The sequence below is a fragment of the Rhodoferax bucti genome (assembly GCF_005876985.1).
Classification (GTDB): domain Bacteria; phylum Pseudomonadota; class Gammaproteobacteria; order Burkholderiales; family Burkholderiaceae_C; genus Allorhodoferax; species Allorhodoferax bucti.
This window is the reverse complement of sequence record NZ_VAHD01000002.1, coordinates 459,899-480,429: the sequence shown is the minus strand read 5'-3', so window position 1 is coordinate 480,429 and position 20,531 is coordinate 459,899. Positions and strand designations below refer to the sequence as shown.

Annotated in this window: 30 protein-coding genes; 22 read left to right on the top strand and 8 right to left on the bottom strand. The window is 60.1% G+C overall.

The features are described 5' to 3' along the window. Positions 1-53: 53 nt before the first annotated feature. The 13 genes from FDM28_RS08890 to udk all read left to right on the top strand — a co-directional run bounded on the left by FDM28_RS08890 (position 54) and on the right by udk (position 7,050). Positions 54-989: a pentapeptide repeat-containing protein gene (locus tag FDM28_RS08890; protein WP_138514795.1), complete on the top strand. Its 936-nt coding sequence runs from the start codon at positions 54-56 to the stop codon at positions 987-989. Beyond that, entirely contained in the window at positions 990-1,730 is a 741-nt protein-coding gene (locus FDM28_RS08885) for a hypothetical protein (RefSeq protein ID WP_138514794.1), read from the top strand. 212 nt (positions 1,731-1,942) lie between these two features. Continuing rightward, entirely contained in the window at positions 1,943-2,086 is a 144-nt protein-coding gene (locus FDM28_RS08880) for a DUF924 family protein (protein ID WP_240791957.1), read from the top strand. A gap of 85 nt (positions 2,087-2,171) precedes the next feature. After that, positions 2,172-2,498: a type II toxin-antitoxin system RelE/ParE family toxin gene (locus FDM28_RS08875; protein ID WP_138514793.1), complete on the top strand. Its 327-nt coding sequence runs from the start codon at positions 2,172-2,174 to the stop codon at positions 2,496-2,498. Further along, positions 2,491-2,799: a helix-turn-helix domain-containing protein gene (locus FDM28_RS08870; protein WP_170211680.1), complete on the top strand. Its 309-nt coding sequence runs from the start codon at positions 2,491-2,493 to the stop codon at positions 2,797-2,799. Before FDM28_RS08875 ends, FDM28_RS08870 begins: the two co-directional genes overlap by 8 nt. 27 nt (positions 2,800-2,826) lie before the next feature. Next, positions 2,827-3,357 (top strand): DUF924 family protein, encoded by a 531-nt coding sequence (locus FDM28_RS08865; RefSeq protein ID WP_138514791.1) that lies wholly within the window; start codon positions 2,827-2,829, stop codon positions 3,355-3,357. A 108-nt stretch (positions 3,358-3,465) separates the two neighbouring features. Next, the gene (locus FDM28_RS08860; protein WP_138514790.1) at positions 3,466-3,756 is read left to right on the top strand and encodes a nucleotidyltransferase family protein; all 291 of its coding nucleotides are present in this window, start codon (positions 3,466-3,468) and stop codon (positions 3,754-3,756) included. Next, on the top strand, positions 3,753-4,103 hold the full coding sequence (locus tag FDM28_RS08855; protein ID WP_138514789.1) for a HepT-like ribonuclease domain-containing protein: 351 nt from the start codon (positions 3,753-3,755) through the stop codon (positions 4,101-4,103). The genes FDM28_RS08860 and FDM28_RS08855 overlap by 4 nt, the downstream gene beginning before the upstream one ends. Positions 4,104-4,287: 184 nt before the next feature. Then, positions 4,288-5,223 (top strand): DUF6929 family protein, encoded by a 936-nt coding sequence (locus FDM28_RS08850; protein WP_138514788.1) that lies wholly within the window; start codon positions 4,288-4,290, stop codon positions 5,221-5,223. Positions 5,224-5,245: 22 nt separating this feature from the next. Then, a complete protein-coding gene (locus FDM28_RS08845; protein ID WP_138514787.1) occupies positions 5,246-5,572 on the top strand; it encodes a hypothetical protein in 327 nt (108 codons plus the stop codon). Positions 5,573-5,595: 23 nt separating this feature from the next. Further along, complete coding sequence (locus tag FDM28_RS08840) at positions 5,596-5,904, top strand: nucleotidyltransferase family protein (RefSeq protein ID WP_138514786.1); 309 nt, start codon at positions 5,596-5,598, stop codon at positions 5,902-5,904. A 169-nt stretch (positions 5,905-6,073) separates the two neighbouring features. After that, positions 6,074-6,358 carry a hypothetical protein gene (locus FDM28_RS08835; protein WP_138514785.1) on the top strand — a complete coding sequence of 95 codons (285 nt, stop codon included), beginning with the start codon at positions 6,074-6,076 and terminating at the stop codon, positions 6,356-6,358. A 50-nt stretch (positions 6,359-6,408) separates the two neighbouring features. After that, on the top strand, positions 6,409-7,050 hold the full coding sequence (gene udk / locus FDM28_RS08830; RefSeq protein ID WP_138514784.1) for a uridine kinase: 642 nt from the start codon (positions 6,409-6,411) through the stop codon (positions 7,048-7,050). Here udk and FDM28_RS08825 read toward each other — a convergent pair. Together FDM28_RS08825 and FDM28_RS08820 are read right to left on the bottom strand one after the other, a co-directional pair. Beyond that, positions 7,047-7,553: a hemerythrin domain-containing protein gene (locus tag FDM28_RS08825; RefSeq protein ID WP_138514783.1), complete on the bottom strand. Its 507-nt coding sequence runs from the start codon at positions 7,551-7,553 to the stop codon at positions 7,047-7,049. The two genes, udk and FDM28_RS08825, sit on opposite strands and share 4 nt — an antisense overlap. 94 nt (positions 7,554-7,647) lie before the next feature. Further along, a complete protein-coding gene (locus FDM28_RS08820; protein ID WP_138514782.1) occupies positions 7,648-8,586 on the bottom strand; it encodes a M14 family metallopeptidase in 939 nt (312 codons plus the stop codon). Positions 8,587-8,811: 225 nt separating this feature from the next. On the opposite strand from FDM28_RS08820, the gene FDM28_RS08815 reads away from it, so the two are divergent. The 3 genes from FDM28_RS08815 to FDM28_RS08805 all read left to right on the top strand — a co-directional run bounded on the left by FDM28_RS08815 (position 8,812) and on the right by FDM28_RS08805 (position 11,188). Continuing rightward, entirely contained in the window at positions 8,812-9,435 is a 624-nt protein-coding gene (locus FDM28_RS08815) for a glutathione S-transferase family protein (RefSeq protein WP_138514781.1), read from the top strand. A gap of 9 nt (positions 9,436-9,444) precedes the next feature. Then, on the top strand, positions 9,445-10,005 hold the full coding sequence (locus tag FDM28_RS08810) for a hypothetical protein (RefSeq protein WP_138514780.1): 561 nt from the start codon (positions 9,445-9,447) through the stop codon (positions 10,003-10,005). Between the two features lie 121 nt (positions 10,006-10,126). Further along, positions 10,127-11,188, top strand: a complete 1,062-nt coding sequence (locus FDM28_RS08805; protein ID WP_138514779.1) for an alkene reductase — start codon at positions 10,127-10,129, stop codon at positions 11,186-11,188. 69 nt (positions 11,189-11,257) lie between these two features. Here the strand turns inward: FDM28_RS08805 and FDM28_RS08800 are convergent, their stop codons facing one another. Continuing rightward, positions 11,258-11,524 carry a hypothetical protein gene (locus FDM28_RS08800; RefSeq protein WP_138514778.1) on the bottom strand — a complete coding sequence of 89 codons (267 nt, stop codon included), beginning with the start codon at positions 11,522-11,524 and terminating at the stop codon, positions 11,258-11,260. 122 nt (positions 11,525-11,646) lie between these two features. Here FDM28_RS08800 and trxC point away from each other — a divergent pair, with 122 nt between their 5' ends. The 3 genes from trxC (at position 11,647) to FDM28_RS08785 (ending at position 13,249) form a co-directional block, all read left to right on the top strand. Continuing rightward, positions 11,647-12,096 carry a thioredoxin TrxC gene (trxC, locus tag FDM28_RS08795; RefSeq protein ID WP_138514777.1) on the top strand — a complete coding sequence of 150 codons (450 nt, stop codon included), beginning with the start codon at positions 11,647-11,649 and terminating at the stop codon, positions 12,094-12,096. 238 nt (positions 12,097-12,334) lie between these two features. Continuing rightward, positions 12,335-12,583, top strand: coding sequence for a hypothetical protein (locus tag FDM28_RS08790; RefSeq protein ID WP_138514776.1), 249 nt, complete (start codon positions 12,335-12,337; stop codon positions 12,581-12,583). A 3-nt stretch (positions 12,584-12,586) separates the two neighbouring features. Next, entirely contained in the window at positions 12,587-13,249 is a 663-nt protein-coding gene (locus tag FDM28_RS08785) for a DUF938 domain-containing protein (protein WP_240791956.1), read from the top strand. Here FDM28_RS08785 and FDM28_RS08780 read toward each other — a convergent pair. Continuing rightward, complete coding sequence (locus tag FDM28_RS08780; RefSeq protein WP_138514775.1) at positions 13,218-13,823, bottom strand: 3'-5' exonuclease; 606 nt, start codon at positions 13,821-13,823, stop codon at positions 13,218-13,220. The genes FDM28_RS08785 and FDM28_RS08780 overlap by 32 nt on opposite strands. Before the next feature lie 42 nt (positions 13,824-13,865). Here FDM28_RS08780 and FDM28_RS08775 point away from each other — a divergent pair, with 42 nt between their 5' ends. After that, on the top strand, positions 13,866-14,192 hold the full coding sequence (locus FDM28_RS08775) for a DUF6172 family protein (RefSeq protein WP_138514774.1): 327 nt from the start codon (positions 13,866-13,868) through the stop codon (positions 14,190-14,192). Positions 14,193-14,417: 225 nt separating this feature from the next. Here FDM28_RS08775 and FDM28_RS08770 read toward each other — a convergent pair whose 3' ends face one another. Further along, positions 14,418-15,971 (bottom strand): sensor domain-containing diguanylate cyclase, encoded by a 1,554-nt coding sequence (locus FDM28_RS08770; protein WP_138514773.1) that lies wholly within the window; start codon positions 15,969-15,971, stop codon positions 14,418-14,420. Between the two features lie 506 nt (positions 15,972-16,477). Here FDM28_RS08770 and FDM28_RS08765 point away from each other — a divergent pair. After that, on the top strand, positions 16,478-17,113 hold the full coding sequence (locus FDM28_RS08765; protein ID WP_240791955.1) for a thioredoxin domain-containing protein: 636 nt from the start codon (positions 16,478-16,480) through the stop codon (positions 17,111-17,113). Positions 17,114-17,127: 14 nt separating this feature from the next. Here FDM28_RS08765 and FDM28_RS08760 read toward each other — a convergent pair whose 3' ends face one another. The 3 genes from FDM28_RS08760 to FDM28_RS08750 all read right to left on the bottom strand — a co-directional run bounded on the left by FDM28_RS08760 (position 17,128) and on the right by FDM28_RS08750 (position 19,241). Next, positions 17,128-17,802 (bottom strand): YitT family protein, encoded by a 675-nt coding sequence (locus FDM28_RS08760; protein WP_138514772.1) that lies wholly within the window; start codon positions 17,800-17,802, stop codon positions 17,128-17,130. A 57-nt stretch (positions 17,803-17,859) separates the two neighbouring features. Continuing rightward, entirely contained in the window at positions 17,860-18,699 is an 840-nt protein-coding gene (locus tag FDM28_RS08755; RefSeq protein WP_206021939.1) for a M90 family metallopeptidase, read from the bottom strand. A gap of 104 nt (positions 18,700-18,803) precedes the next feature. Continuing rightward, positions 18,804-19,241, bottom strand: a complete 438-nt coding sequence (locus FDM28_RS08750) for a universal stress protein (RefSeq protein ID WP_138514771.1) — start codon at positions 19,239-19,241, stop codon at positions 18,804-18,806. Positions 19,242-19,320: 79 nt separating this feature from the next. On the opposite strand from FDM28_RS08750, the gene FDM28_RS08745 reads away from it, so the two are divergent. Further along, positions 19,321-20,490 carry a toxin-antitoxin system YwqK family antitoxin gene (locus tag FDM28_RS08745; RefSeq protein ID WP_170211678.1) on the top strand — a complete coding sequence of 390 codons (1,170 nt, stop codon included), beginning with the start codon at positions 19,321-19,323 and terminating at the stop codon, positions 20,488-20,490. Positions 20,491-20,531 lie beyond the last annotated feature (41 nt).

The following is a 20,531-nucleotide window of genomic DNA, read 5'->3' as shown; positions in this document are numbered from 1 at the left end:
CTTGTGCTGCAGATCTAAACACTCATCCAACGACAGAACAACAGGGGGGCGTATTGAGCAAAGGTAAACCGAATGTGAAAATGGCAAAAAATTCAACTGACTGGTTAAAGATACTCAAAATATGTCTCCAATTTGGGATCCCGATCGCGGCAATGGCGGCACTTTTAGGAAATGTCACTACAATTTGTGATCGCGATGCACTGCGAAGCAGATGTCTATCACTTGGATTTCAAATTGAATCTACTGAGAAATTAATAACAGCTCTCAACTCAACAGAACCAGTTACTCAAGCTGCAGCCTTTGCAAAATTAACTGAGTTACTAACGAAACAGCCAGAAGTATCCACGGTTGCAAAGCCTCTATTTATCGCGTACTTTAATCAACGATACGCAATTGGATCGCTTAAACAGGCAGCAACGGACTCCACCATCCATGACGCACTCAATTTAATTAGCATTCTTTCCAAAAATTTAAATGACAAAGAAAAGTTTGAAATCAATAATGTCGACTTACAAAATGTAGATTTTTCAAATTTGAATTTTGACGGAATAATAATTACCAAAACTTTTCTTCAAGATTCAAATATGAAAAACTTTAGCTTAAAGGGTGCAACAATAACTGAATCTCGTTTGGATAGAATTACAGCACCCAAACTTAATCTTCGAAATACAAATATCTCAAAAACATGTTTTGAAAGTGCCGAACTAAGAGATGCGAATCTAAAAAACTCCAGCATCGCAGACACAGATTTTAACAATGCGAATTTAGCCAAGGCAGATTTATCATTTTCCAATCTCAACAGAGTCCGTTTTGCTGGATCAAATATTTCGGGTGTAGTTTTTACAAAAGCGGAGGCAATTGCGATATCCACTCTCCAGAAATCGCAAACGCGAGAGCAGATTGCTATCCAATTCCCGAATGTATCAATTCAGGATATTTCCTTTGATCCAAGGAAATATTCTCAATGTGAACTTATTGAGACTAGATAAATGCTAAGACGCGCATTTATTGCTCTGGGCAGCGTTCTATTTTTAGGTGCAAGCACGCGCGCTCAAAAAATTGACACAAATAAGTTACTAGTGCTCGATCAAAGCGGGATTTTTGGCCACCCAGAGTTTATATTCGGCAGTTGGTTAATTTCAAATGAAAATATTACTCGAAGCGAAATCTATGCCATAAAAAAATCAACAAGATATCGACGTCGACTAAGCTATCGCAGCACCGACAAGTACAAAAAAATATTTGCGGAAAGTGCAACCAAATATATTCTTAAAAAACCGAATAATTCGGTCCGATTAGTCTCTTTCAAGCCTAACCCGCAACAATCACTTTCTAAGTATGCTGATCGTTACCTTAAATTTTTGATCCAGGAAATCGAAACGACAGCTCCAACCACAGAAAGCTTTACCATCATTTGTCAACGACGATTTTCAGGTGATTTGGATAGAAAAATAAGAGAAAAACTCATCTCTCAAATTCCAAACTTGAAAGATGTAGTTTACAAAAAAGAACGCGAAGAGATTTTGATCCAATGCCTAGGACAGGTAACAGGTAGTGCAAATGCGTTTCTTGAAGGGTATGCGAATACACAATCAATCGATTTAAATTGGAAGCCAAATAAAACAAAAGAACAACTCAAGTTATTTTTGGCAAGAGTTGCTCAACTCTCTTCCCCTTGGATACCGAAAAGACACAGTGCGCTAGTAGTAGCCACTCGGCACGAAAGATAGGTGTGGCGGGCGCGAGTTAGTTGCAAAAGCGGTAACGCACGTTAATCCCACCACATCGGGATGTTACTGGATATTTTTTGCTTCTCACGACTTGATATGAATTGGAAGACAGAGAGTCGTTCATCCGGGCACTTTTTATGCATTCAAACAGAATCCTCCACTTCTGTTTCACCTAGCTAACCCCAAAGCAGCACTTCACCGAAGACGCTGCCTTGGCCGAAGCCATCCGCACTCGCTTGGGTGCCAAGCCCGAGGGACGACTGGCGGAGGTGTTGGTGCTGGACCCGTTCTCGCGCAGTGTGTACCGCAACACCGCCTGCGCCTTTGCGCAGGACGCGCTAGAGTCGGCGCAATAAACAGAGTCTTCGCCTCAGGTTTATGGACTGATTCAGCTTGTACTGAGATGCCAATACTTAGCGAATATGCTAATATTCATACTTAATGACTTGGTCCATCACCTACTACAACGATCGTGTTCGAAAAGAAGTTCTGGCCATGCCGGCGGGCATCGTCGCGGACTATGTTCGTCTCACGGATGCGATGGCCTTACATGGCGCTGATCTACGTATGCCGCATTCCAAGGCCATGGGCGCAGGCCTTTTCGAATTGCGCCCCAAGGGGCCAGAGGGCATTGGACGGGTCTTCTATTGCACACAAGTGGGCCACACCATTGTGGTACTCCACTCATTCGTGAAGAAGACCCAAGAGACACCAGACACAGAGTTACGTCTGGCCCGTAAACGACTGAAGGATGTGCAATATGGCTGAAACTGGCTACAAACCTGTGCCGCATGACACGGCGTTCCGCAAGGCGCTGCTGGCCAAACCTGGCGTAAAGAAAGCATTTGACGCACTGGAAGAGGAATACACCGCCCTGCACACCATGCTTGACGCGCGCCAAGCAGCGGGCCTGACCCAGGCGGATGTGGCAAGCCGCATGGGAACTACGGTGTCTGCTGTCTCGCGCTTGGAAGCATCCTTGCGCAGCGAAAAGCATTCCCCATCGTTTGCGACCCTGCGCAAGTACGCGCAAGCCTGTGGCAAAAAGCTTGTCATTCAAATGGTCTGATTGGCTAGCCCCAAAGCGCCTACACCTGTGACAGCCCAATCCATCCTCCACTTCTGGTTCAACGAGCTAACCCCCAAACAGCACTTCGCCAAAGACGCTGCCTTGGACGAAGCCATCCGCACCCGCTTCGGCGCCACGCTGGAGGCTGCGGCGCGGTGTGAGCTGTTTGCCTGGTGCGCCACGCCCGAGGGGCGGCTGGCGGAGGTGTTGGTGCTGGACCAGTTCTCGCGCAATGTGTACCGCGACACCGCCCGCGCCTTTGCGCAAGACGCGCTGGCCTTGGTGCTGGCGCAAGAGCTGGTGGCCAGTGGGCAGGACCGCAGCCTGCCCCTGGCGCAGCGCAGCTTTGCCTACATGCACAGCGAGTCCGCGCTGGTGCACGCGCAAGCCGTGGCCCTGTTCTCGCAGCCGGGCATGGAAGACACCCTGCGCTTTGAGCTGCGCCACAAAGAGATCATCGACCGCTTTGGCCGCTACCCCCACCGCAACGCCATCATGGGGCGCACGTCAACGCCCGAGGAGCTGGCTTTCTTGAGCGAACCGGGGTCTTCGTTCTAGGCTTGTGGCAGTATGCTTGCTACGCTTTTAGTAGCTGCTTGCGCATACTCCATGAGCGCCAGAGGCCAATTTGGCACATAAGTAGCCTGCTCCGGTAAACTCCCATCCATGCGCCCCTCCGAAGCCCTCTCCCTGCACCGCACGCAAATCCGCGAGATTGCGCTGCGCCACCGTGTAAGCGGTGTACGGGTGTTTGGATCGGCACTACACGGCGACGATACGACTGACAGCGACTTGGACTTGCTGGTGGAACCCACAGCACAAACCACGCTGATGGACATTGGCGCCATCCGGTTTGAGCTGAAACAGCTTCTGGGCATGGATGTGGATGTACTCACACCGAACAGCCTCCCCGCCAAGTTCCGCGATCAGGTGCTGCGCGAGGCCATGGCCGTATGAGCCGTGCGCACCCGTTGCGGGTGGCAGACTACCTGCAGCACATTCTGGAAGCAATTGGCAACATTCAGGAATACACCACGGGCATGGACCTGACCGGATTTATGGCGGACCGCAAGACCCGCGATGCTGTCATTCGCAACCTGGAAGTCATAGGCGAAGCCTGCAACAACATCGCAAAAAATCACCCCGACTTTGCTGCGCAGCACGCTACCGTACCTTGGGGTTTTGCCTATGAAATGCGCAATGCACTGGCGCACGGCTATTTCACGGTAGACCTTGCCATCGTTTGGCAAACCATCCAGAACGATTTGCCGCCACTCTCGCAGCAAATACTTACCCTTCGTTGAAGGAGCGCATTTATGAGCCGCACCTCCACGCCCGAGGAGCTGGCTTATCTGAGCGAACCGGGGTCTTCGTTCTAGGTTTTCGGCAGCATGCTTGCTACACTTTTAGTAGCTACTCGCGCATATTCCACGTGTGCTAGAGGCCTATTCCGCTTAGATCCGGCAATCCAGATCTCTATACTCCCGCATGCCCCAAGCTAGCCATACCCTCACCCCACAGCTGCTGCGCCAGCTAACACTCAACCCGGCAGACCACCCGCGTGGTGTGGCGCACTTGAGTGCGGCCAGCGGCTTGGTGCGCGTGGGCGATCGCCTGTATGTGGTGGCCGACGACGAGGTGCACCTGGGCGTGTTTGACAGCAGCGCCATGCACGCACCCGGCGCGCTGCTTCGCTTGTTGGAGGGCAACTTGCCGCACGACAAGGGCGCGCGCAAAAAAGCCAAACCCGACTTCGAAACCCTGGCCCAATTGCCGCCCCTCCCCGGCCACGCCCACGGGGCCTTGCTGGCCTTGGGGTCTGGCTCCAAACCGCAGCGCGAAACCGGCGTGCTGCTGCCGCTGAATGCGCAGGGCGCCCCGGCTGGGCAAGTGGGTACTGTCGATCTGGCGCCACTGTATGCGCCGCTGCGCGAGCGGTTTGCAGACCTGAACATCGAAGGCGCATTCCTGCTGGGCAACGAGTTGCTCTTGCTGCAGCGGGGCAACAAGGGCAACGCCTTGAGCGCCTGCATTCGCTACGAGTGGAGCCACTTTGCCCCTTGGTTGGCAGGCCTGCAGCCCCAGCCGCCCGCCCCCCACAATGTGCAGACCATGGACTTGGGCGAGGTAGACGGTGTGCCTCTGAGCCTGACCGATGGCACGCCCCTGCACGGCGGTGCCTGGGCCTTTTGCGCCGTGGCCGAGAGCACCGACGACAGCTACCACGACGGCGCCTGCGTGGGCTCCGCCATTGGCATCGTCACCCCCGACGGGCAAGTAAAGCTGCAGTTGCTGGCCGGCGCACCCAAGGTGGAGGGCATTGCCGCCCAAGCCGCAGGCGATGGCTGGCAGATTACCCTGGTGACCGACCCCGACGAGCCCCGCACTCCCGCGCAGATGCTGCAAACGCACTGGGTGCTGTAACCACGCACTAGCAACTCGCCGCATGGCCCGCCGCAAGCACCACTACGTCTATGTGATTGAGCTGCACCAAGACGTGCTGCTGGAGCCCCGCTTTCGCAAAAACAACCCGGGCTATGTGGACGGCAAGCCCTGCGTGTACGTGGGCATGACCGGCCTGGACCCGGATGTGCGCTTCGACAAACACAAAGCCGGCATCCAGGCCAACCGCTTCGCCCAGCAATACGGCCTGCGCCTGCTGCCCGACTTGTACGAGGGCTTTAACCCCATGAGCTACGACGACGCGGTGGACAAAGAAATCGAGGTCGCCATAGACCTGCAATCCGCCGGGTTTGGGGTTTGGCAGGCTTAGGTCCCTCCAGTAAACTCCCGCGCATGCACCCCGCTATTGCTCAACACCGTACCGGCATCTCCGCCATTTGCCAGCGCTATCAGATTCAGCGCCTGGAGGTGTTTGGCTCGGCAGCGCGGGCCGTGGACTTTGACCCCGACAGCAGCGATGCAGATTTTTTGGTCGAGTTCGCACCGGGTGTGCAGCCAGGGCTCCGAGCGCTTTACGGTGCCAAGGCAGACCTGGAAGCTTTGCTGGGGCGCGGGGTGGACTTGGTAGAACCTAGCGCTATCCGCAACCCTTACGTGCTGGCCAGCATCAACGGAAATCGCGAAGCAGTTTATGCAGCGTGACCCGCGCGCCCTCTGGTCGGATGTGGACGAGGCAGCCCTTCCACCGCTGCTGGCATCAGTGCAAAGCCTGCTGGACGAACTCAAGTAGCTTGCGCTACGCTTTTAGTAGCTACTAGCGCACCCTCCACCGGCGCTAGCACTGCTTTTTATCCACAACGAACAGCAAGCCATGGCTCTTATCCCCAAATTCATCCACCTGCCTGATGGCCCTGTAGCAGGCCCTTTGCAGCTGCTACCCGTGAATGCCGATGTGCTGGCCGTGCACACGGCCGATGGCGCGCATGTGGGTTCGCTCAAGAAGATTGGCGCGGTCTGGAAGTTCAAGGCCATGGGCTACGACGCAGCCGGCGCCATGGAGCCCGGCGGTGGCCCGCTCACTGAGCAGCACAACATGCAGTTCACCACGCCCGATGCCGCCGAGGTGAGCGCGCGACTGCTGGCGGCGGGTTCTTAGGCCCCGCTCGTAAAATAGCGCGCTTTGTCGTCACGGAAGCGGAACACCCCATGCCTAAAACCAATAACAAACCTTTCGTGATCGGCGTAGCCGGGGGCAGCGGCAGCGGCAAGTCCACGGTGACGCGCCAGGTGCTGGCCTCCATCGGCCCCGAGATGGCCTCGGTGGTCTACCAGGACGACTACTACTGCGACCAGACGCACCTCTCGCTCGAAGAGCGCGTCAAAACCAATTACGACCACCCCGATGCCTTTGACTGGCCGCTGATGGTGCAGCACATGCAAGCCCTGCGTAGCGGCGAAGCCATTGACATGCCTACCTACGATTTCGTGAAGCACAACCGCGCGCCCACCACGGTGGTGGTGAAGCCGGCACCGGTGATCGTGATCGAAGGCCTGTTTGCACTGTTTGACCCCGACCTGCGCAAGATGATGTCGCTGAAGATTTTTGTGGATACAGCCGCCGACGTGCGCTTTATCCGCCGCCTGCAACGCGACATTACTGAGCGCGGCCGCAGCACCGAGAGCGTGATCGCGCAGTACCTGGAAACCGTGCGCCCCATGCACAAACAGTTCATCGAGCCCACCAAGCGGCACGCCCACGTCATCCTGCCCCACGGCGCCAACGACCCGGCGGTGGACATCATCACCACCAAGGTGAAGACGCTGATTCAGGACCTGGAACGCAGTTAAGCGGCCTGCGGTGCACCCAAGCGCTGGCGGCGCGCGGCCACAGCCTGCGCCCAGCGGGCTTTGGACTCGGGGTAGATAAGCGTTTCTTCCAGCGCAATGTGGTCTTCCATCAGCGCGGTGAACACATCCACGTAGCTCAGTAACTCGGCCTCGTCGATCCACCCCTGGCCGGTGGCAATGGCGCGCAGGCGCGGGGCCAGCTCGATCCAGTTTTCTTCAATCCAGCCGTGGTCTTGTTGCAGGCTGCGCACGGCGGCCACCAAGGCGGCATCGCCGCTGTGCAGCAGCGCGGGGAAAACTTTGGCTTCTTCTTCAGCATGGTGCTCGCGCGAGGTGCTGGAAAAAAACGCTTCAATGGCAGCGGCCTGTGCACGTACTACGTCGTCCACCCCTTGCGCGGCCAGCCGCTCGACCATCGCTTTCAACACAAACACATGCTCCTGAATCTGCCGGTGGCAGGCGTCCAAGGCGTCATACGTGGGCTGCTCGGTGGTGCGGGTCATGAAAGCCTCCAAAGTGATGGAAAGCATTTTTGGGCGAGCGGGCCGTGGCCGGTTTAATCAAGATCAAACAGCGGTGGGATGCCCCCGCCAGCGCTTACCGCTTGTCTGAAATCACAAAGTCCAAAGCTGCACACACCGCTGCCACTTGCGCGGCAATGCATTGCTCGGGCGTGGCGCGGGGGCTGTCGGGGTAGACCTCGGTGGTGCTGGTGTAGCGCGCGCCGGTGATGCCGGCGCACAGGCCCAGGCCGCGCATGTCGTACTCAATGACTCCACGCGCCACCAAAGGTGTGCCGATGATGCCGCCCTCCCCGTCAGTGGGCGCAATGTGCGTGACACGCTCTACCGCCTGCAGGATGGCTTGCTGGAATGCGGGTTGGGGGTTGCCGGTGTCGTCCACCAGATAGAAGCCATCAGGGATAGTGGCGGGCTCAAACGGCTTGCCATCGCGCGCGGCCACGGCGGGGCGGTATTCGCTCTCATCGGTGTCGGTGGTTTCGTGCAGGTCGATGTGCGCGGCAAACTGGCCCAGCAGGGGTGCCACCAGACGCATGAGGGCCGCGCTCTCTTGGGCGGGGCTGTCGGCGCGGAAGCTGCGGTTGGGGTCCAGCGCATCAAAGTTCCAGCGCTGAATGCGCTCATAGGCCCAGGGGCTGACACAGGGGGCCACCAGCAGGTTCACCTTATCCGCATACGCCGCAGCATGCTCCGCTGCAAAGCGCAATGCGCCATGCACGCCGCTGGTTTCGTAGCCGTGCACCCCGCCGGTGACCAGCACCGTGGGTAAGGTGCTGCGCCAGCCCCGGCTGCGTAGCGCCATGAGCGGGAAGCGCTCTTCACCTTGGGCGGCGGCGGCATAGACCACCTCGCCATAGCTTTCCACATCCCACTGCGCGCGCAGCGGCTCAATGGCGGCGAGCACGTCGTCGGCATAGCTGCGCTGGCGCACTTGGCGTGCACGCCACTGTTGCACGTCGGCCGGGCCCCACGCTTGGCCAGGGGTTCCGATGGGGTAGAAACGGGAAGAGGTCATACAGCAAGCTCAGGTAAAGAGTATTTTTGCTACGATTTTAGTAGCTGCTCGCGCACAGTATTCGGGCGCCAGAGGCCATTTTTGCTTGTAATGGGGCGCGAACGGCCGGTGTGGGCAAAGGCCATCGCCACCAGCCAGGCAGCGGCGGCCACGCGCTGCATAGAATGCGCTGGCCCCAGCCTCGTGTGCTGCAGGCAACCCCTACCCCCCACCAGGATTCCTCACATGGCCCAACTCCAACTCAACTACTTCGACATGCACGGCGGTCGCGCCGAGCCCGTGCGCCTGGCGCTGCACATCGGCGGCGTGGCGTTTGAAGACCACCGCTTTGCCTTCCCAGCATTTGCCGAGTTCCGCAAGTCCACACCCTTCGGCCAGGTGCCGACGCTCCATGTCGACGGCGCCCAGTTCACCCAGAGCGACGCCATCCTGCGCTTTGCCGGCAAGCTCGCCGGCCTGTACCCCACCGACCCGCTGCAAGCGTTGCTGTGCGACGAAGTGACCTATGTGGTGGAAGAAGCCGGCGTGAAGATGGGCCCCACCTTCCGCATGAGCGGCGAAGAGCAAAAAGCCGCGCGCCTGGCGCTGGTCAACGGCTCCATGCCCGTGTACTTGGGCTGGCTGCAGCAGCGCCTGCAAGCCCAAGGCGGCGAGTTTTTTGCCGACGGCCGCCTCACCGTAGCCGACCTCAAAGTGTTTGTGGACGTGCGCGCCCTAAACTCCGGCCGCTTCGACCACGTGCCCACCGACCTGGTAGAGCGCGTGGCCCCGGCCCTCAACGCCCACATGCAGCGCGTTGGCGAGACACCCACCATACAAGCCTACTACGCCCAATTCGCGGCCAAGTAAGCACACTCCATGGAGCTGATCGAGCGGCTCATGCCGCAGTACCAGTTCAGCGAAAAGCACCGGCTGCTCACCGCAGCGCGACCCGCGGCCTTACTGGACGCGGTGCTGCAGCCGGGGGTGAGCGACGACCCGTGGGCACGCCGCTTCATCCAGCTGCGCGAGCTGCCGGACCGCTTGCGGGGCGCCTTGGGTGGCCACAGCCACTTGAGCACCCAAGCGCCCTTTGGCATTGACAACTTCACCCTGCTGGGGCGCGATGGCGACCGCGAAATCGCCCTCGGGCTGGTGGGCAAGTTCTGGCAGGCGGACTACGGGCAAGTCCTTATGGCCGGGCCGGACCACTTTGCAGCGTTCAACGAACCGGGCTTTGTCAAACTGGTGCTCAACTTCAGCACCCGCCCCGATGCAGGTGGCGGCACTTGGCTGCACACCGAAACACGGGTGTTTTGCAACGACCGGGCGTCCACGCTGCGCTTCACGCCCTACTGGTGGCTGATCCGCCCGGTGAGCGGGCTGATCCGGCAGCGGCTACTGGCCCGTGTGCGTGACGCGGCGCTGGCAGCGGGTTAAACCGCGCGCATTACACCGGATGCACTAACCCAAAACCGAGTAACCCCACCGCACCGGACTTAATGCGCCGGTGCCACACTCGCGCCCCTCACAACCCATTTCACTGTTTTCTGAAGGCTTTATGACTGAACTATTCAAGCCCCTCCAAGTCGGTGCGCTCACCCTGCCAAACCGCTTTGTGCTCGCCCCCCTGACCCGCACCCGCGCTGGTGTGGAGCACCTGCCCAACGATTTGATGGCCGAGTACTACGCCCAGCGCGCCAGCGGTGGCCTGCTGATCACCGAGTGCACCATGGTCACCGAGGGCACCTCTGCCTTCGTGGCCGAGCCGGGTGTGTACTCCGCCGAGCAAATTGCCGGCTGGAAGAAAACCACTGACGCGGTGCACGCCAAGGGCGGCCGCATCTTCATGCAAATCTGGCACGCCGGCCGCGCGGCCCACCCCGACATCAATGGCGGTGTCCGCACCGTGTCCAGCAGCGCTACCGCGATTGAAGGCGAGATCCACACTCTCAACGGCAAAGTGCCGCACGCGGTGCCCCATGCGCTGACCGAGGAAGAGATCAAAGACATCGTCGCGGCCTTCGCCCAAGGTGCCAAAAATGCCATCGCCGCCGGCTTTGACGGGGTGGAAGTGCACGGCGCCAACGGCTACCTGATTGACCAGTTCCTGCGCGACGGCTGCAACCAGCGCACCGACGCCTATGGCGGCTCGCTAGAAAACCGTGCGCGTTTCTTATTTGAAGTGTTGGCCGCTGTAAGCGACGCCATCGGCTCAGAGCGCGTGGGCGTGCGCCTGTCGCCGCTGAACAGCTACAACAGCATGCAAGACAGCGACCCCGTGGGCCTGATTACCTACCTAGCGGACAAGCTCAACGGCTTCAAACTGGCGTACCTGCACCTGATGCGCGCTGACTTTTTTGGTGTGCAAAAGGCCGACGTGATGACGGTCGCACGGAAAAACTACCGAGGGGTACTGATCGGCAACATGGGCTACACGCCCCAAGAGGCAGAGCAAGCGATCAAAGACGGGAAACTGGATGCGGTCGCGTTCGGCAACAGCTACATTGCCAACCCGGACCTGCCGGAACGCGTGAAAGCGGGGGCGGCGTTGAACACGCCTGACAGCAGCACCTACTACACGCCCGGTGCCAAGGGCTACACCGATTACCCCACGATGTAAGGGGGCCTGCGGGCACCACCCGGCCAGCACAGCCGGTGTGGTGTCTGCATCACGAGGGCAGAGAAGGGCTTACAAGCCTTCGTGACGGTCAGCGGCTGCAAACAGGTCCGAGGCGAACTCGGGGTCCGACTTCTGGATGCTGGCAGCGTAAGTGCGCAGTTCTTCGGCTTCCTGGAAACGCACGCTGGTGGCTTCCACCACGGTGGCGCCAAAGGCAACTTGCCACAGAGCCACCGTCAGACTCTTGCCGGCCACCCACAGCGCCTGCAAAGAAGCGCCCACAGTGGGTTGTGCGTTCTGGGGCAGAGAGATTGCATTGAGTGTCGTGCTGGCCATGGTGAGCTCCTTAAGTAAAAACAAGTGATGTTGCACCGCAGTATAGGGTTAACCCTAAATGCATGCAAGGGTTAACCCTAGTGCCTGTTGTTTCTTAGGGAGTAAGGCCTAAGCTACTGCGCATGACTGACGCCCTCCACATTGTTTGCCCCCACTGCCACACCACCAACCGCGTGCGTGTCGACCAACTGGGCAGCGCCCCCGACTGCGGCAGCTGCAAGGGCAGCCTCTTTACCGGCAAGCCGCTGGAGCTGACGGTAGCCACCTTCGACAAACACCTGCACCGCAGCCACATCCCGTTGCTGGTGGACTTCTGGGCGCCCTGGTGTGGCCCTTGCCGCTCCATGGCACCAGCTTATGCAGCGGCCACGGCACAGCTGGAGCCGCAGCTCCGTGTAGCCAAAGTGGACACCGATGCCCAGCAGGCACTGGGCGCGCGCTATCAGATCCGCAGCATCCCCACACTGGCGCTCTTTGTAGGCGGCCGCGAGGTGGCCCGCCAGCCGGGTGCCATGGGGCAAGCCGATATCGTGCGCTGGGTGCAGATGCACCTGCCGGTGCAAAAAAAGTAAAAAAACTTACCCCAAGCACCTGTGGGCTGTTGTGTGGATAAGCGTGTTTACAAACGCCGGAATCCGCGCCGGCATTGGGTTTGACAAGCATGCTCAAAAAATGGGCAGTGCAAAACACCTCGCCTCCGGGCGTAAAAACCTGTGTTAAGGCAGCCGCCTGCGACCTGCGGCGCTCCGCCATTCACGCAACTGGGTTAACCTCGCCGCCTCACACCATTCCCCCCACAAGGACCTTTCCATGAAAAAACTCAAAGTCACCATCCAACTGGAAATGTCGGTACCCGACGATTGGGCGCTGGTCGAAACCTCCGAAGGCACCCCCGTGCTGAGCCTGCCCAACGGCCAGTTCCTGGACATCGCCATCGAGCCCCTGTTTGCCACCGACCCCGAAGACACCTGGAGCAGCACCGAGAGCGAAGACGAGCTCAACGACATCCTCGACATGGTGGAAAGCGAAGAAGTCAGCTACGAGTTCGTGACCCACTGAACCATGCCCAGCGCGGTATTGCCCATGGCGCAGCCCGACCACAGCCCCTCTGCTGAGCGTAACAAGCACCCCATCCTGGAGGTGCTGCAAGCCCTGCTGCCCGCCAGCGGCAGGGCGCTGGAGATTGCTTCGGGCACCGGGCAACACGTGGTTTGGTTTGCGCAGCATTTGCCGCAGTGGACTTGGCAACCCACCGAGGTGCACCGCGGCGCGCTCTACAACATTGAAGTGCGCGCCAACGAATCAGATCTAGCCAATATCGACATCGCCCGGCAGCTCGATGTGTGCCAGGAGCCCTGGTTTGCGCCGGACTCAGAACTCGCAGGCCCCTACGACCTGGTGCTGTGCATCAACATGCTGCACATCGCGCCCTGGGCATCCTGCGGTGCACTCATACGTGGCGCCGCACAGTACCTGGCCAATGGCGGCGTGTTGGTGACCTACGGCCCCTACTTTGAAGCCGGGGTGCCGCCCACACAAAGCAATATCGAGTTCGATGCCAGCCTCCGAGCCCATGACGCCAGCTTTGGCATCCGCCAGCTGGCCGACGTGGAAGCCCAAGCCGCACTCGCCGGGCTGCAGTTGCAAGCCCGCCATGCCCTGCCGGCCAACAACCTGCTGCTGGTGTGGGGGTTTACAGACCCAGCGCGTCGTACACGCGGATAGCGGCATACGCATCGTTGGCCGCGTAGACCAGTTGGGCATCTGTCAAACGCGGAGCCGCCCAGTTGCTGGTGGCCGCCTTCTTGCTCTTGATAAAACGCTGCTTGAACAGCACCGCCACCGCGCCCTTGACGCCCATGTCTTTGCGGTACCCCCGCTCGCGGAACACATGGTTCAGCTCCAGCACGCCTAGGGGCTCTACCCCCAACTTGTGCAGGATGCGCTTGCGGTCGTCCCCCAGGCCGAAGCCCGCTTTCACCACGCCCGGCAAGGCCATCAGCTGTGCAGCCACCGCACGGCACTCCGGCTCATGCAGCTGAAACACCCATGCACGCTGCGGGGTAGAGAGCTGCAACACGTGCGGCCCGTCCGACACCTCACCCACTTTGAAGGTGGGTTTGGACTCGGTATCAAAACCCCAGACGCGGGCTTGGCTCAGTAGCGCCATCGCGGCATGGGCTTGCGGGCCCGTGCTGACCAAGGTGATGCGGTCCAGCCCCAAGCGGCCGAACTCGGGCAGCAGGGCAATGGCGTCTTTGTCGGGAGTGGAGTGCTGTTCGCGGGGGGTATGGTGCATGGGGCGTATCATCGCCCACCCGCGTACGCAAGGATTTCCCCCATGAAAAAGACATTCCCCCTTCAGGTTGAAGGCAAACACCCCGATCGCCTGTTGGATGCCACCAAGCACGAAATCCGCAAATACATGAAGCGCGAGCGCAACCGCGCCTTGCCCGAAGGCGTGGACTTTTGGGACTTTGACTGCCGCTTTGGCGCCACCGAGCAAGATGCCGTGGTGGCCCACTCCGCCGAGCTGATCGGCCTGGTGGACGCCATCGCCAAAGAAGGCGGCAAGCAGTTTTACATCGAAATTTTGGCCAAGCACGGTGTACGCAAGCCGCGTGACCCAGCTGCCGGCGCCACGATTGCCAACTTTTTGGAAGAGTAAGCCCCGGCTAGCACAAACCCACGGTCTGTTTGCCGCGCGCGGGGCAAAAAAAGTTGAAAAAAACTTACCCCAAGCGCATGTGGACTGCATTGTGGATAAGCGTGTTCACAAGGGCGAAAACCCGCATCCCGCTTGGCTTGTGACACGACGCACAAAAAATAAGCAGCTCTAGCAGCCCCCGTTGCGGGGCTGTTTTTTTGTGGTAACAGTGGCCGGCTGCTTTGCTCAACGCACCAGCACCGCACGGCGCTTGCCTGCGGCTTTGGCGGCATACAGCGCCTGGTCTGCGGCCTGGATCAGGGCTTTCATGTCTTTGCCATGCTGGGGAAACATGGCCACCCCCACACTCGCACCCACAGGGGCCAGCACCCCGGCGTAGGGGGCGGACAGCAGCTCCACCAGGCGCTCCGCGCTTTGCATGGCGGCCTCGGCCGTCATGTCGACCAGCAGGATGATGAACTCATCCCCCCCAATGCGGGCCGCCACATCCGACGCGCGGATGCTCTGCAATATTCGCAACGCCACGGTTTTAAGCACTTCATCGCCCTTGGCGTGACCTAGGGTGTCGTTCACCGCCTTGAAGCCATCAAGATCAAGTGCCAGCAAGGCCATGGGCTGGCCCCGCCGGGTGGCCAGTGCCATGCCCCGGGTGGCCAGTTCATCGAACAGCAGGCGGTTGGGCAGCTCGGTCAAGGCGTCGTGTTGGGCAAAAAACTTCACCTGCCGCATGGCATCGGCCGCCTGCAACATCGCGGTGCCCACCGCCTGCGCTTCTTGCAACTCCAGGGTCGGCAAGGTCACGTCGTCCCCACGGCCCAGGGCCAAGGCTGCATCGTTGAGTTGGCGCACCGAGGACAGCACCCGCAAACCCGCCCTGTGCGCCAACCACAAGCTCAAGGCAAACGCCGCCGCTAAGCCCGCCAGCACCTGGGCGAGCTGCCAGATCAAGTCCCGGCTGAGTTGCTCGCGCGGTGCGCCAGCCGCGACCGTCCACCCCAAGGTCGGAGATGGAGCCAGCGCGGTAATGACCGGAATACCGTCTTTGGTGTGCGACTCCAGCACTCCCCCGCTGCGCTTGACGATCAAGGCCAACACCTCAGCTCCAGCTTTTTGCCCCACAAAACGCTCAGGATCGCGGGACCGCCCGACGATGCTGCCGCTGCTGTCCAGCACCGCCACCACCCAACCGTCCGGAATGTTGTGGCGGGCAATCAACTGGTTGATGCGTGCCGGCACTAGGCCAATATTGAGGCTGTACACCACCCTGCCCTGCACGAGTACCGGCACTCCCATGGCAATGATGTGGTTCTTGGTAGTGACGCCGGTGAACATGTCGGTCAGTACCGTGGTTTTGTCGTCAAACACCTTGCTCAGTTGTGCGGGCGTACCCGTCTGGGGCAAGGGCGCGCCATAGGGCAGCAAGGTATTGAGCTGCTGGTGGCCGTCTTGGTCCGTCAGGATGTAATTGAGCACCGAGCCAGACGCCAGCGCATTCTGGGCACGCTGGTGGAAGCCCGCGAGGTTGCCGGTTGCCAGCTCGGGTGCTGTGGCCAGGGTTTTGAGGGCGGCCTCGATGGCGGCCATTTCCCGCTCTAGGTCGGTTTGGATGGCGCGGGCCACCAGCATGGTTTGCTGCTCCACGTTGTCGCGCTGCAACCGGTAGTTGGCATAGGCCAAGAGCCCACTCACCACGGCAGCCGGCAACACGCTGCAGATGACCAGCATCCGCAAAGATCGTCGCAATGACACGCTACGGCGTAGCTTCAACCGATGGGGCATGTGGAGGCCACCTTTGTATTTGTTACTTCCCTGACGGCACTATCGCAGATGTAACAAAACCCGGCAATGCACGCCCCTCACGCGTGCGGTACACAAGGGCTGTTGCACAAAAAAAGTTGCCCCATTTCTGTGTGGGCCACATTGTGGATAACCCTAGGCACAAGCCGCCAAATCCGCGCCAGCATTGGCTTTCCACACGATGCCTCATTTTTCAGCAGATGCAGGCCTCAAAAAATTCAAATCAGCATGTTTTGCGAATGAAGAATGGATTTGTGCTAGCAGTTTTAAAAAATCGGTTTAGTTGAAGAAAACGACGTCAAACCACGCCAGATTACCCCCTGAAACTGTGCGCCACTTTGTGGATAACTATGTTCACAAGCCTCCAAACCCGCATCAACAGGGGCTTGCATGGGGGTGCCTGTAAAGTAACCACTGCGGGAACCAATGCCGGTTTGAACGACTCTACCCGCGCTGAATATCATCTCCATCCCCCCTTCATACCTCCCATGCCTGTGAAAAACGCCACTTCTTCCGCTTCCTCCCTCCCCCAACGTCACCGCCTGCACCTGCTGGCTTTGCCCATGTTGCTGGGCGTGGGGGCCTTGGCCGCCTGCGGCAAGCAAGAAGACGGTGCGGCCAAGCCTGCCGAGAAATCGGGTGCCCTGGCGCCCGCACAGGCCTATGACAAGATTGCCGCTGAAGGCAAAGGCTTTACCGTGGGGGCACTCATGGCCGCCAACCCGGTCTATGTGCTGTTTGACCCCCAATGCCCGCACTGCGGCCACCTGTGGCAAAACTCGCAGGCTTTGCTGCCCAAAGTGAAGTTTGTGTGGATTCCGGTGTCGTTCATCAACGGCAAAAGCGCGCCACAAGGGGCGGCCATCTTGAGCGCGTCCAATCCGGCAGAGTTCATGGCAGCGCATGAAACCTCCATCCTCGCGGGCACCGGCGGCACGCCCTTGCCCAGCACGGTGGCGCCGGAGGTAGAAGCCACCATCAAGGCCAACACCGAGTTGTTCAATAAGCTGGCGGTGGAATCGGTGCCCTATGTGGTGGCCAAAAACATCAAAACCGGCCAGGTCGTGACCAATGCCGGTGCCATGGAAACCGCCGCGCTGGCCGAGTTCCTGGGTGTGAACTAAGCCCCACCCGGCTTCTAGAGCACCGCGTAGCGCCCGGGGCGGTGGTTGATGGCAATAAAAAGGTTCATCACCACCGCAGCCAACACCGAGTAGGCCACCCGCACCGGGTCCACCACGGTGAGCGCCAACAGCACGATGGTGCAATCCATGCCCATTTGCACCATGCCCGCCCGCCAACCGCGTGAGCGCTGGAGATACAGCGACACGATGGTGGCACCGCCCAAGCTGGCGCGGTGCCGGGCCAGAAACAGGCAGCCCGACCCCAGCAACAAGCCCCCGAGCACCGCCGCATAGGCCGGGTGCAGGCGCTCAATGGCAAACAAGCGGGGCGACCACTCGGCCATGGCCGAGAGAAACGTAATGGCCACAAAGGTTTTGACCGTGAACTCCCGCCCCATGCGGTGCCAGGCAAACCAGTAAAACGGCAGGTTGATCAAGAAGAACAGCTTACCCAAGCTCACCCCGGTGGCGTAGTGCAGCACAAAGGCGGCGCCGGCCGTGCCGCCCGTTAGCAACCCCGCCTGGCCAAACAAGATGAGCGCCAGGCTCACAAACAGGGTGCCGGTGAAAATGGCCTGCGCATCCTCAAACCAGGTGTGCTGCTGCACCTCGCCCTGCAAGGCAGACGACAAATCCAGCGGCCCGTTCAGGGGCTTGGCAGGGGAAGAAGTGGGGGCGGGCGAAGACATAGACCAGACAGAGCAAGCATTGTGCCGCGCACCCGCAGGCCGCGCTTGACGCCCGGCTTACCAGCTGGCCGGGTCCACCTTGAAGTAGCTTTGCAACTCGCGGTACAGCGCCTCGTCGTAACTGCGCAGCGCATCACCCTGCTCGAAAAACACCTCGGACACCACCGAAAAGAACTCGGCAGGGTCTTGCGCACCGTAGTGGTCCAGCAGCACCTGCTGGTGCATAAAGGCTTCGCCCTGCAAGCGCTGGTAGGCGGCAGTGAGCACCGTTTTCCAGCGTTGCGGGTTGTGGCTGGCATCACCTGCCAGCGGCAAGGGTGCGCCTATGGCCTGGCCGTTTTCCTGGTCGAGCTGGTGGGCGAATTCGTGGATGACCACATTGCGGCCATCGTGCGCATCGGCCGCGCCCTGCAACACGTCCTGCCACGACAAGATCACCTGCCCTTGCGACCACGACTCCCCGGCTAACGCCTGCCGCCCGGCATGGTGGACTCCGGCCGCATCGGTGTGGCTGCGGTCCACCACAAAAGCGGCCGGATACAGCAATATCTGGAGCACGCCAGCAAAGTAGTCGGCGGGCACACCGCGCGTGCGGTTCAGCAACAGCAAGCAGGCATGGGCGGCGACCACCACCCGCATTTCATCCGTCACCCGCAAGCCGTCGCAGCCGATAAAGGCTTTTTCGGCCACAAACACCTGAATGTGTTTTTTGAGCTGCAACTGCAAGTCGGCAGGCAAGCGCGCAAACATCGGCACCCGCTTGCGCAAATGCTTGCGCCACGCGGCAGGAAATGGCTGCTGCTGCCAGCGCGCACGCCGCCAACGCAACCAACGCGGGTAGCCCACCAAGGCGACCAGCAGCGAGAGCGCTGCCAGGCAAAACAAAAGAAAGGCCACAGGTCTCCCAAGTGCGGCGTTGCAGGAACGCTGTAACTGGAGGCCGTGCAGCCTTTTTCAAGCACCCGCACGCGAAGACGCTTGCGGGCGATGGGCGGGTGTGCCTAGCGGGCCACCAGCACAGGCAGCGGGCTCTGGGCCACCACCTTGGCAGCCACGCTACCCAGCACCAGGCGCGCCACGCCCGAGCGGCCATGGGAGCCGATAACGATCAAGTCAGCACCCACCGCTTGCGCGCTTTGCACAATGCCGTTGACGGCCGTAGCGTCTTCCACCAAGCGGGCATCTAGCTCCACCGGAGCGCCCGCGCGGCACAGCGCATCCACATGGGCATGAGCCTGCGCAGCAAGCTGCTGGCCGGCCGAGGCGTAGGCTTGCAGGCCGGCAGGATTCATCTCGCCAATGCCGATATAGGGGTACGGGTCGGCCACATACAAAGCGGTGAGTTTGGCGCCGTGGGTGCGGGCCAGGTTAACTGCGAGCTGGGCGGCGTGCTCGGAAGATGCGGAGCCATCGGTAGCCAAAAGAATGTGTTTGAACATGGTGTCCTCCTGTGAATCGATGGCTCCACTGTGCGCGCCGGCTGCGCTACAGTGCTTGACCTACATCATCTGCACGACCATGCGCCCCACGCTTCTCGCCACTCTTTTGATCTGCGTCACACCCGCCGCCTTCGCGGTGCAAGACTGCGAATTCATCGGCCAATCCATCAACACCAACAATGGCGCGGAAACCGCCGGCAAAAGCGGCATGGTGCGCTGCAAAGACCGCGATACCGGCCGCATGGAGCGGGAATACGAATTGCGCAACGGCAGCATGTTCGGCCTGATGCGCTACTACCGCGATGGCAAGCTGAACAAGGAATTCACCACCACCGCCAACGGCCCCCGCGAAGGCCTGGAGCGCGAGTGGGCGCCCAATGGTCAGCTGATCGAAGAATTCACCAACGTGAACGGCAACACCCGCGGTCTGCGCCGCAGCTGGTATGACGATGGCAGCCTCAAGCGGGTGGAGTGGGTGGCGGACAACGAGCGCGACGGCGCCTCCGTGCAATTCAACCGCGCCAAACAAGTCAGCGAACTGCGCTGCGGCCCCAAGCCCTTGCTGGCGCCGCATGCGGATGACGCTGCGCTGTGCGGCTTTGCCGGCAAACCCAGCACCGTGTCCAGCTACTCCAGCGACGGCAAGCTGCGCAGCACCCAGACGCTGCTGGCCGGCACCGTGCAAAAGGCAGTGCGCTTTGCCAACAACGGCCAGCCAACCGATGAGGAGGAACGCAGTGGCACCCAACGCAGCGAGCGTTTCTTTGGTGACGACGGTGTCAAACGCCGTGAAAAACTGTGGGACGAAAGCAGCCGCCCCGCCCTGCTGCTGCGTGACGCCGAATACCACGCCAGCGGCACCTTGGTGCGCGAGCGTAGCTACGTGGTGGCCGAGAGCAACGGCCGCAAGCGCAGCCGCCTGAGCACCGATGCCCGCTTCTTCCTGAACGGCCAGCCGCAAAGCAAAGACAGCTACACCCCGGAGGGCAACCAGGAGGTGCGCCGTACCCAGCGCTTTCTGGACAACGGCAAACTCCGCTTCGAGGGCAGCTACCTGCTGGAGGGCAATTACCGGGAGCGCCCCATCGGCCTGCACCTGAGCTACTTCGACAATGGCAAGGTACAAACCGAGGACCGCTACGACAACAAGGGCAACGTCCAGCGCCAGCGCACGTGGGACGCCACAGGCACCCTGCTGAGCGACGACGAGCTGTTTGAAGACGGCTCACGCAAAGCCGTCGGCAAGTAAGCCCCAACCGGTCCCCCCGGTAGCCGGCCACTGTCATATAG

Bases quoted from the DNA above. Each gene is read 5' to 3' on its own strand.
- FDM28_RS08885 (WP_138514794.1), top strand. From the start codon at position 990: ATGCTAAGACGCGCATTTATTGCTCTGGGCAGCGTTCTATTTTTAGGT.
- FDM28_RS08875 (WP_138514793.1), top strand. From the start codon at position 2,172: ATGACTTGGTCCATCACCTACTACAACGATCGTGTTCGAAAAGAAGTT.
- FDM28_RS08870 (WP_170211680.1), top strand. From the start codon at position 2,491: ATGGCTGAAACTGGCTACAAACCTGTGCCGCATGACACGGCGTTCCGC.
- FDM28_RS08860 (WP_138514790.1), top strand. From the start codon at position 3,466: ATGCGCCCCTCCGAAGCCCTCTCCCTGCACCGCACGCAAATCCGCGAG.
- FDM28_RS08855 (WP_138514789.1), top strand. From the start codon at position 3,753: ATGAGCCGTGCGCACCCGTTGCGGGTGGCAGACTACCTGCAGCACATT.
- FDM28_RS08850 (WP_138514788.1), top strand. From the start codon at position 4,288: ATGCCCCAAGCTAGCCATACCCTCACCCCACAGCTGCTGCGCCAGCTA.
- FDM28_RS08845 (WP_138514787.1), top strand. From the start codon at position 5,246: ATGGCCCGCCGCAAGCACCACTACGTCTATGTGATTGAGCTGCACCAA.
- FDM28_RS08840 (WP_138514786.1), top strand. From the start codon at position 5,596: ATGCACCCCGCTATTGCTCAACACCGTACCGGCATCTCCGCCATTTGC.
- FDM28_RS08835 (WP_138514785.1), top strand. From the start codon at position 6,074: ATGGCTCTTATCCCCAAATTCATCCACCTGCCTGATGGCCCTGTAGCA.
- udk (WP_138514784.1), top strand. From the start codon at position 6,409: ATGCCTAAAACCAATAACAAACCTTTCGTGATCGGCGTAGCCGGGGGC.
- FDM28_RS08825 (WP_138514783.1), bottom strand. From the start codon at position 7,553: ATGACCCGCACCACCGAGCAGCCCACGTATGACGCCTTGGACGCCTGC.
- FDM28_RS08820 (WP_138514782.1), bottom strand. From the start codon at position 8,586: ATGACCTCTTCCCGTTTCTACCCCATCGGAACCCCTGGCCAAGCGTGG.
- FDM28_RS08815 (WP_138514781.1), top strand. From the start codon at position 8,812: ATGGCCCAACTCCAACTCAACTACTTCGACATGCACGGCGGTCGCGCC.
- FDM28_RS08810 (WP_138514780.1), top strand. From the start codon at position 9,445: ATGGAGCTGATCGAGCGGCTCATGCCGCAGTACCAGTTCAGCGAAAAG.
- FDM28_RS08805 (WP_138514779.1), top strand. From the start codon at position 10,127: ATGACTGAACTATTCAAGCCCCTCCAAGTCGGTGCGCTCACCCTGCCA.
- FDM28_RS08800 (WP_138514778.1), bottom strand. From the start codon at position 11,524: ATGGCCAGCACGACACTCAATGCAATCTCTCTGCCCCAGAACGCACAA.
- trxC (WP_138514777.1), top strand. From the start codon at position 11,647: ATGACTGACGCCCTCCACATTGTTTGCCCCCACTGCCACACCACCAAC.
- FDM28_RS08790 (WP_138514776.1), top strand. From the start codon at position 12,335: ATGAAAAAACTCAAAGTCACCATCCAACTGGAAATGTCGGTACCCGAC.
- FDM28_RS08785 (WP_240791956.1), top strand. From the start codon at position 12,587: ATGCCCAGCGCGGTATTGCCCATGGCGCAGCCCGACCACAGCCCCTCT.
- FDM28_RS08780 (WP_138514775.1), bottom strand. From the start codon at position 13,823: ATGCACCATACCCCCCGCGAACAGCACTCCACTCCCGACAAAGACGCC.
- FDM28_RS08775 (WP_138514774.1), top strand. From the start codon at position 13,866: ATGAAAAAGACATTCCCCCTTCAGGTTGAAGGCAAACACCCCGATCGC.
- FDM28_RS08770 (WP_138514773.1), bottom strand. From the start codon at position 15,971: ATGCCCCATCGGTTGAAGCTACGCCGTAGCGTGTCATTGCGACGATCT.
- FDM28_RS08765 (WP_240791955.1), top strand. From the start codon at position 16,478: ATGCCTGTGAAAAACGCCACTTCTTCCGCTTCCTCCCTCCCCCAACGT.
- FDM28_RS08760 (WP_138514772.1), bottom strand. From the start codon at position 17,802: ATGTCTTCGCCCGCCCCCACTTCTTCCCCTGCCAAGCCCCTGAACGGG.
- FDM28_RS08750 (WP_138514771.1), bottom strand. From the start codon at position 19,241: ATGTTCAAACACATTCTTTTGGCTACCGATGGCTCCGCATCTTCCGAG.
- FDM28_RS08745 (WP_170211678.1), top strand. From the start codon at position 19,321: ATGCGCCCCACGCTTCTCGCCACTCTTTTGATCTGCGTCACACCCGCC.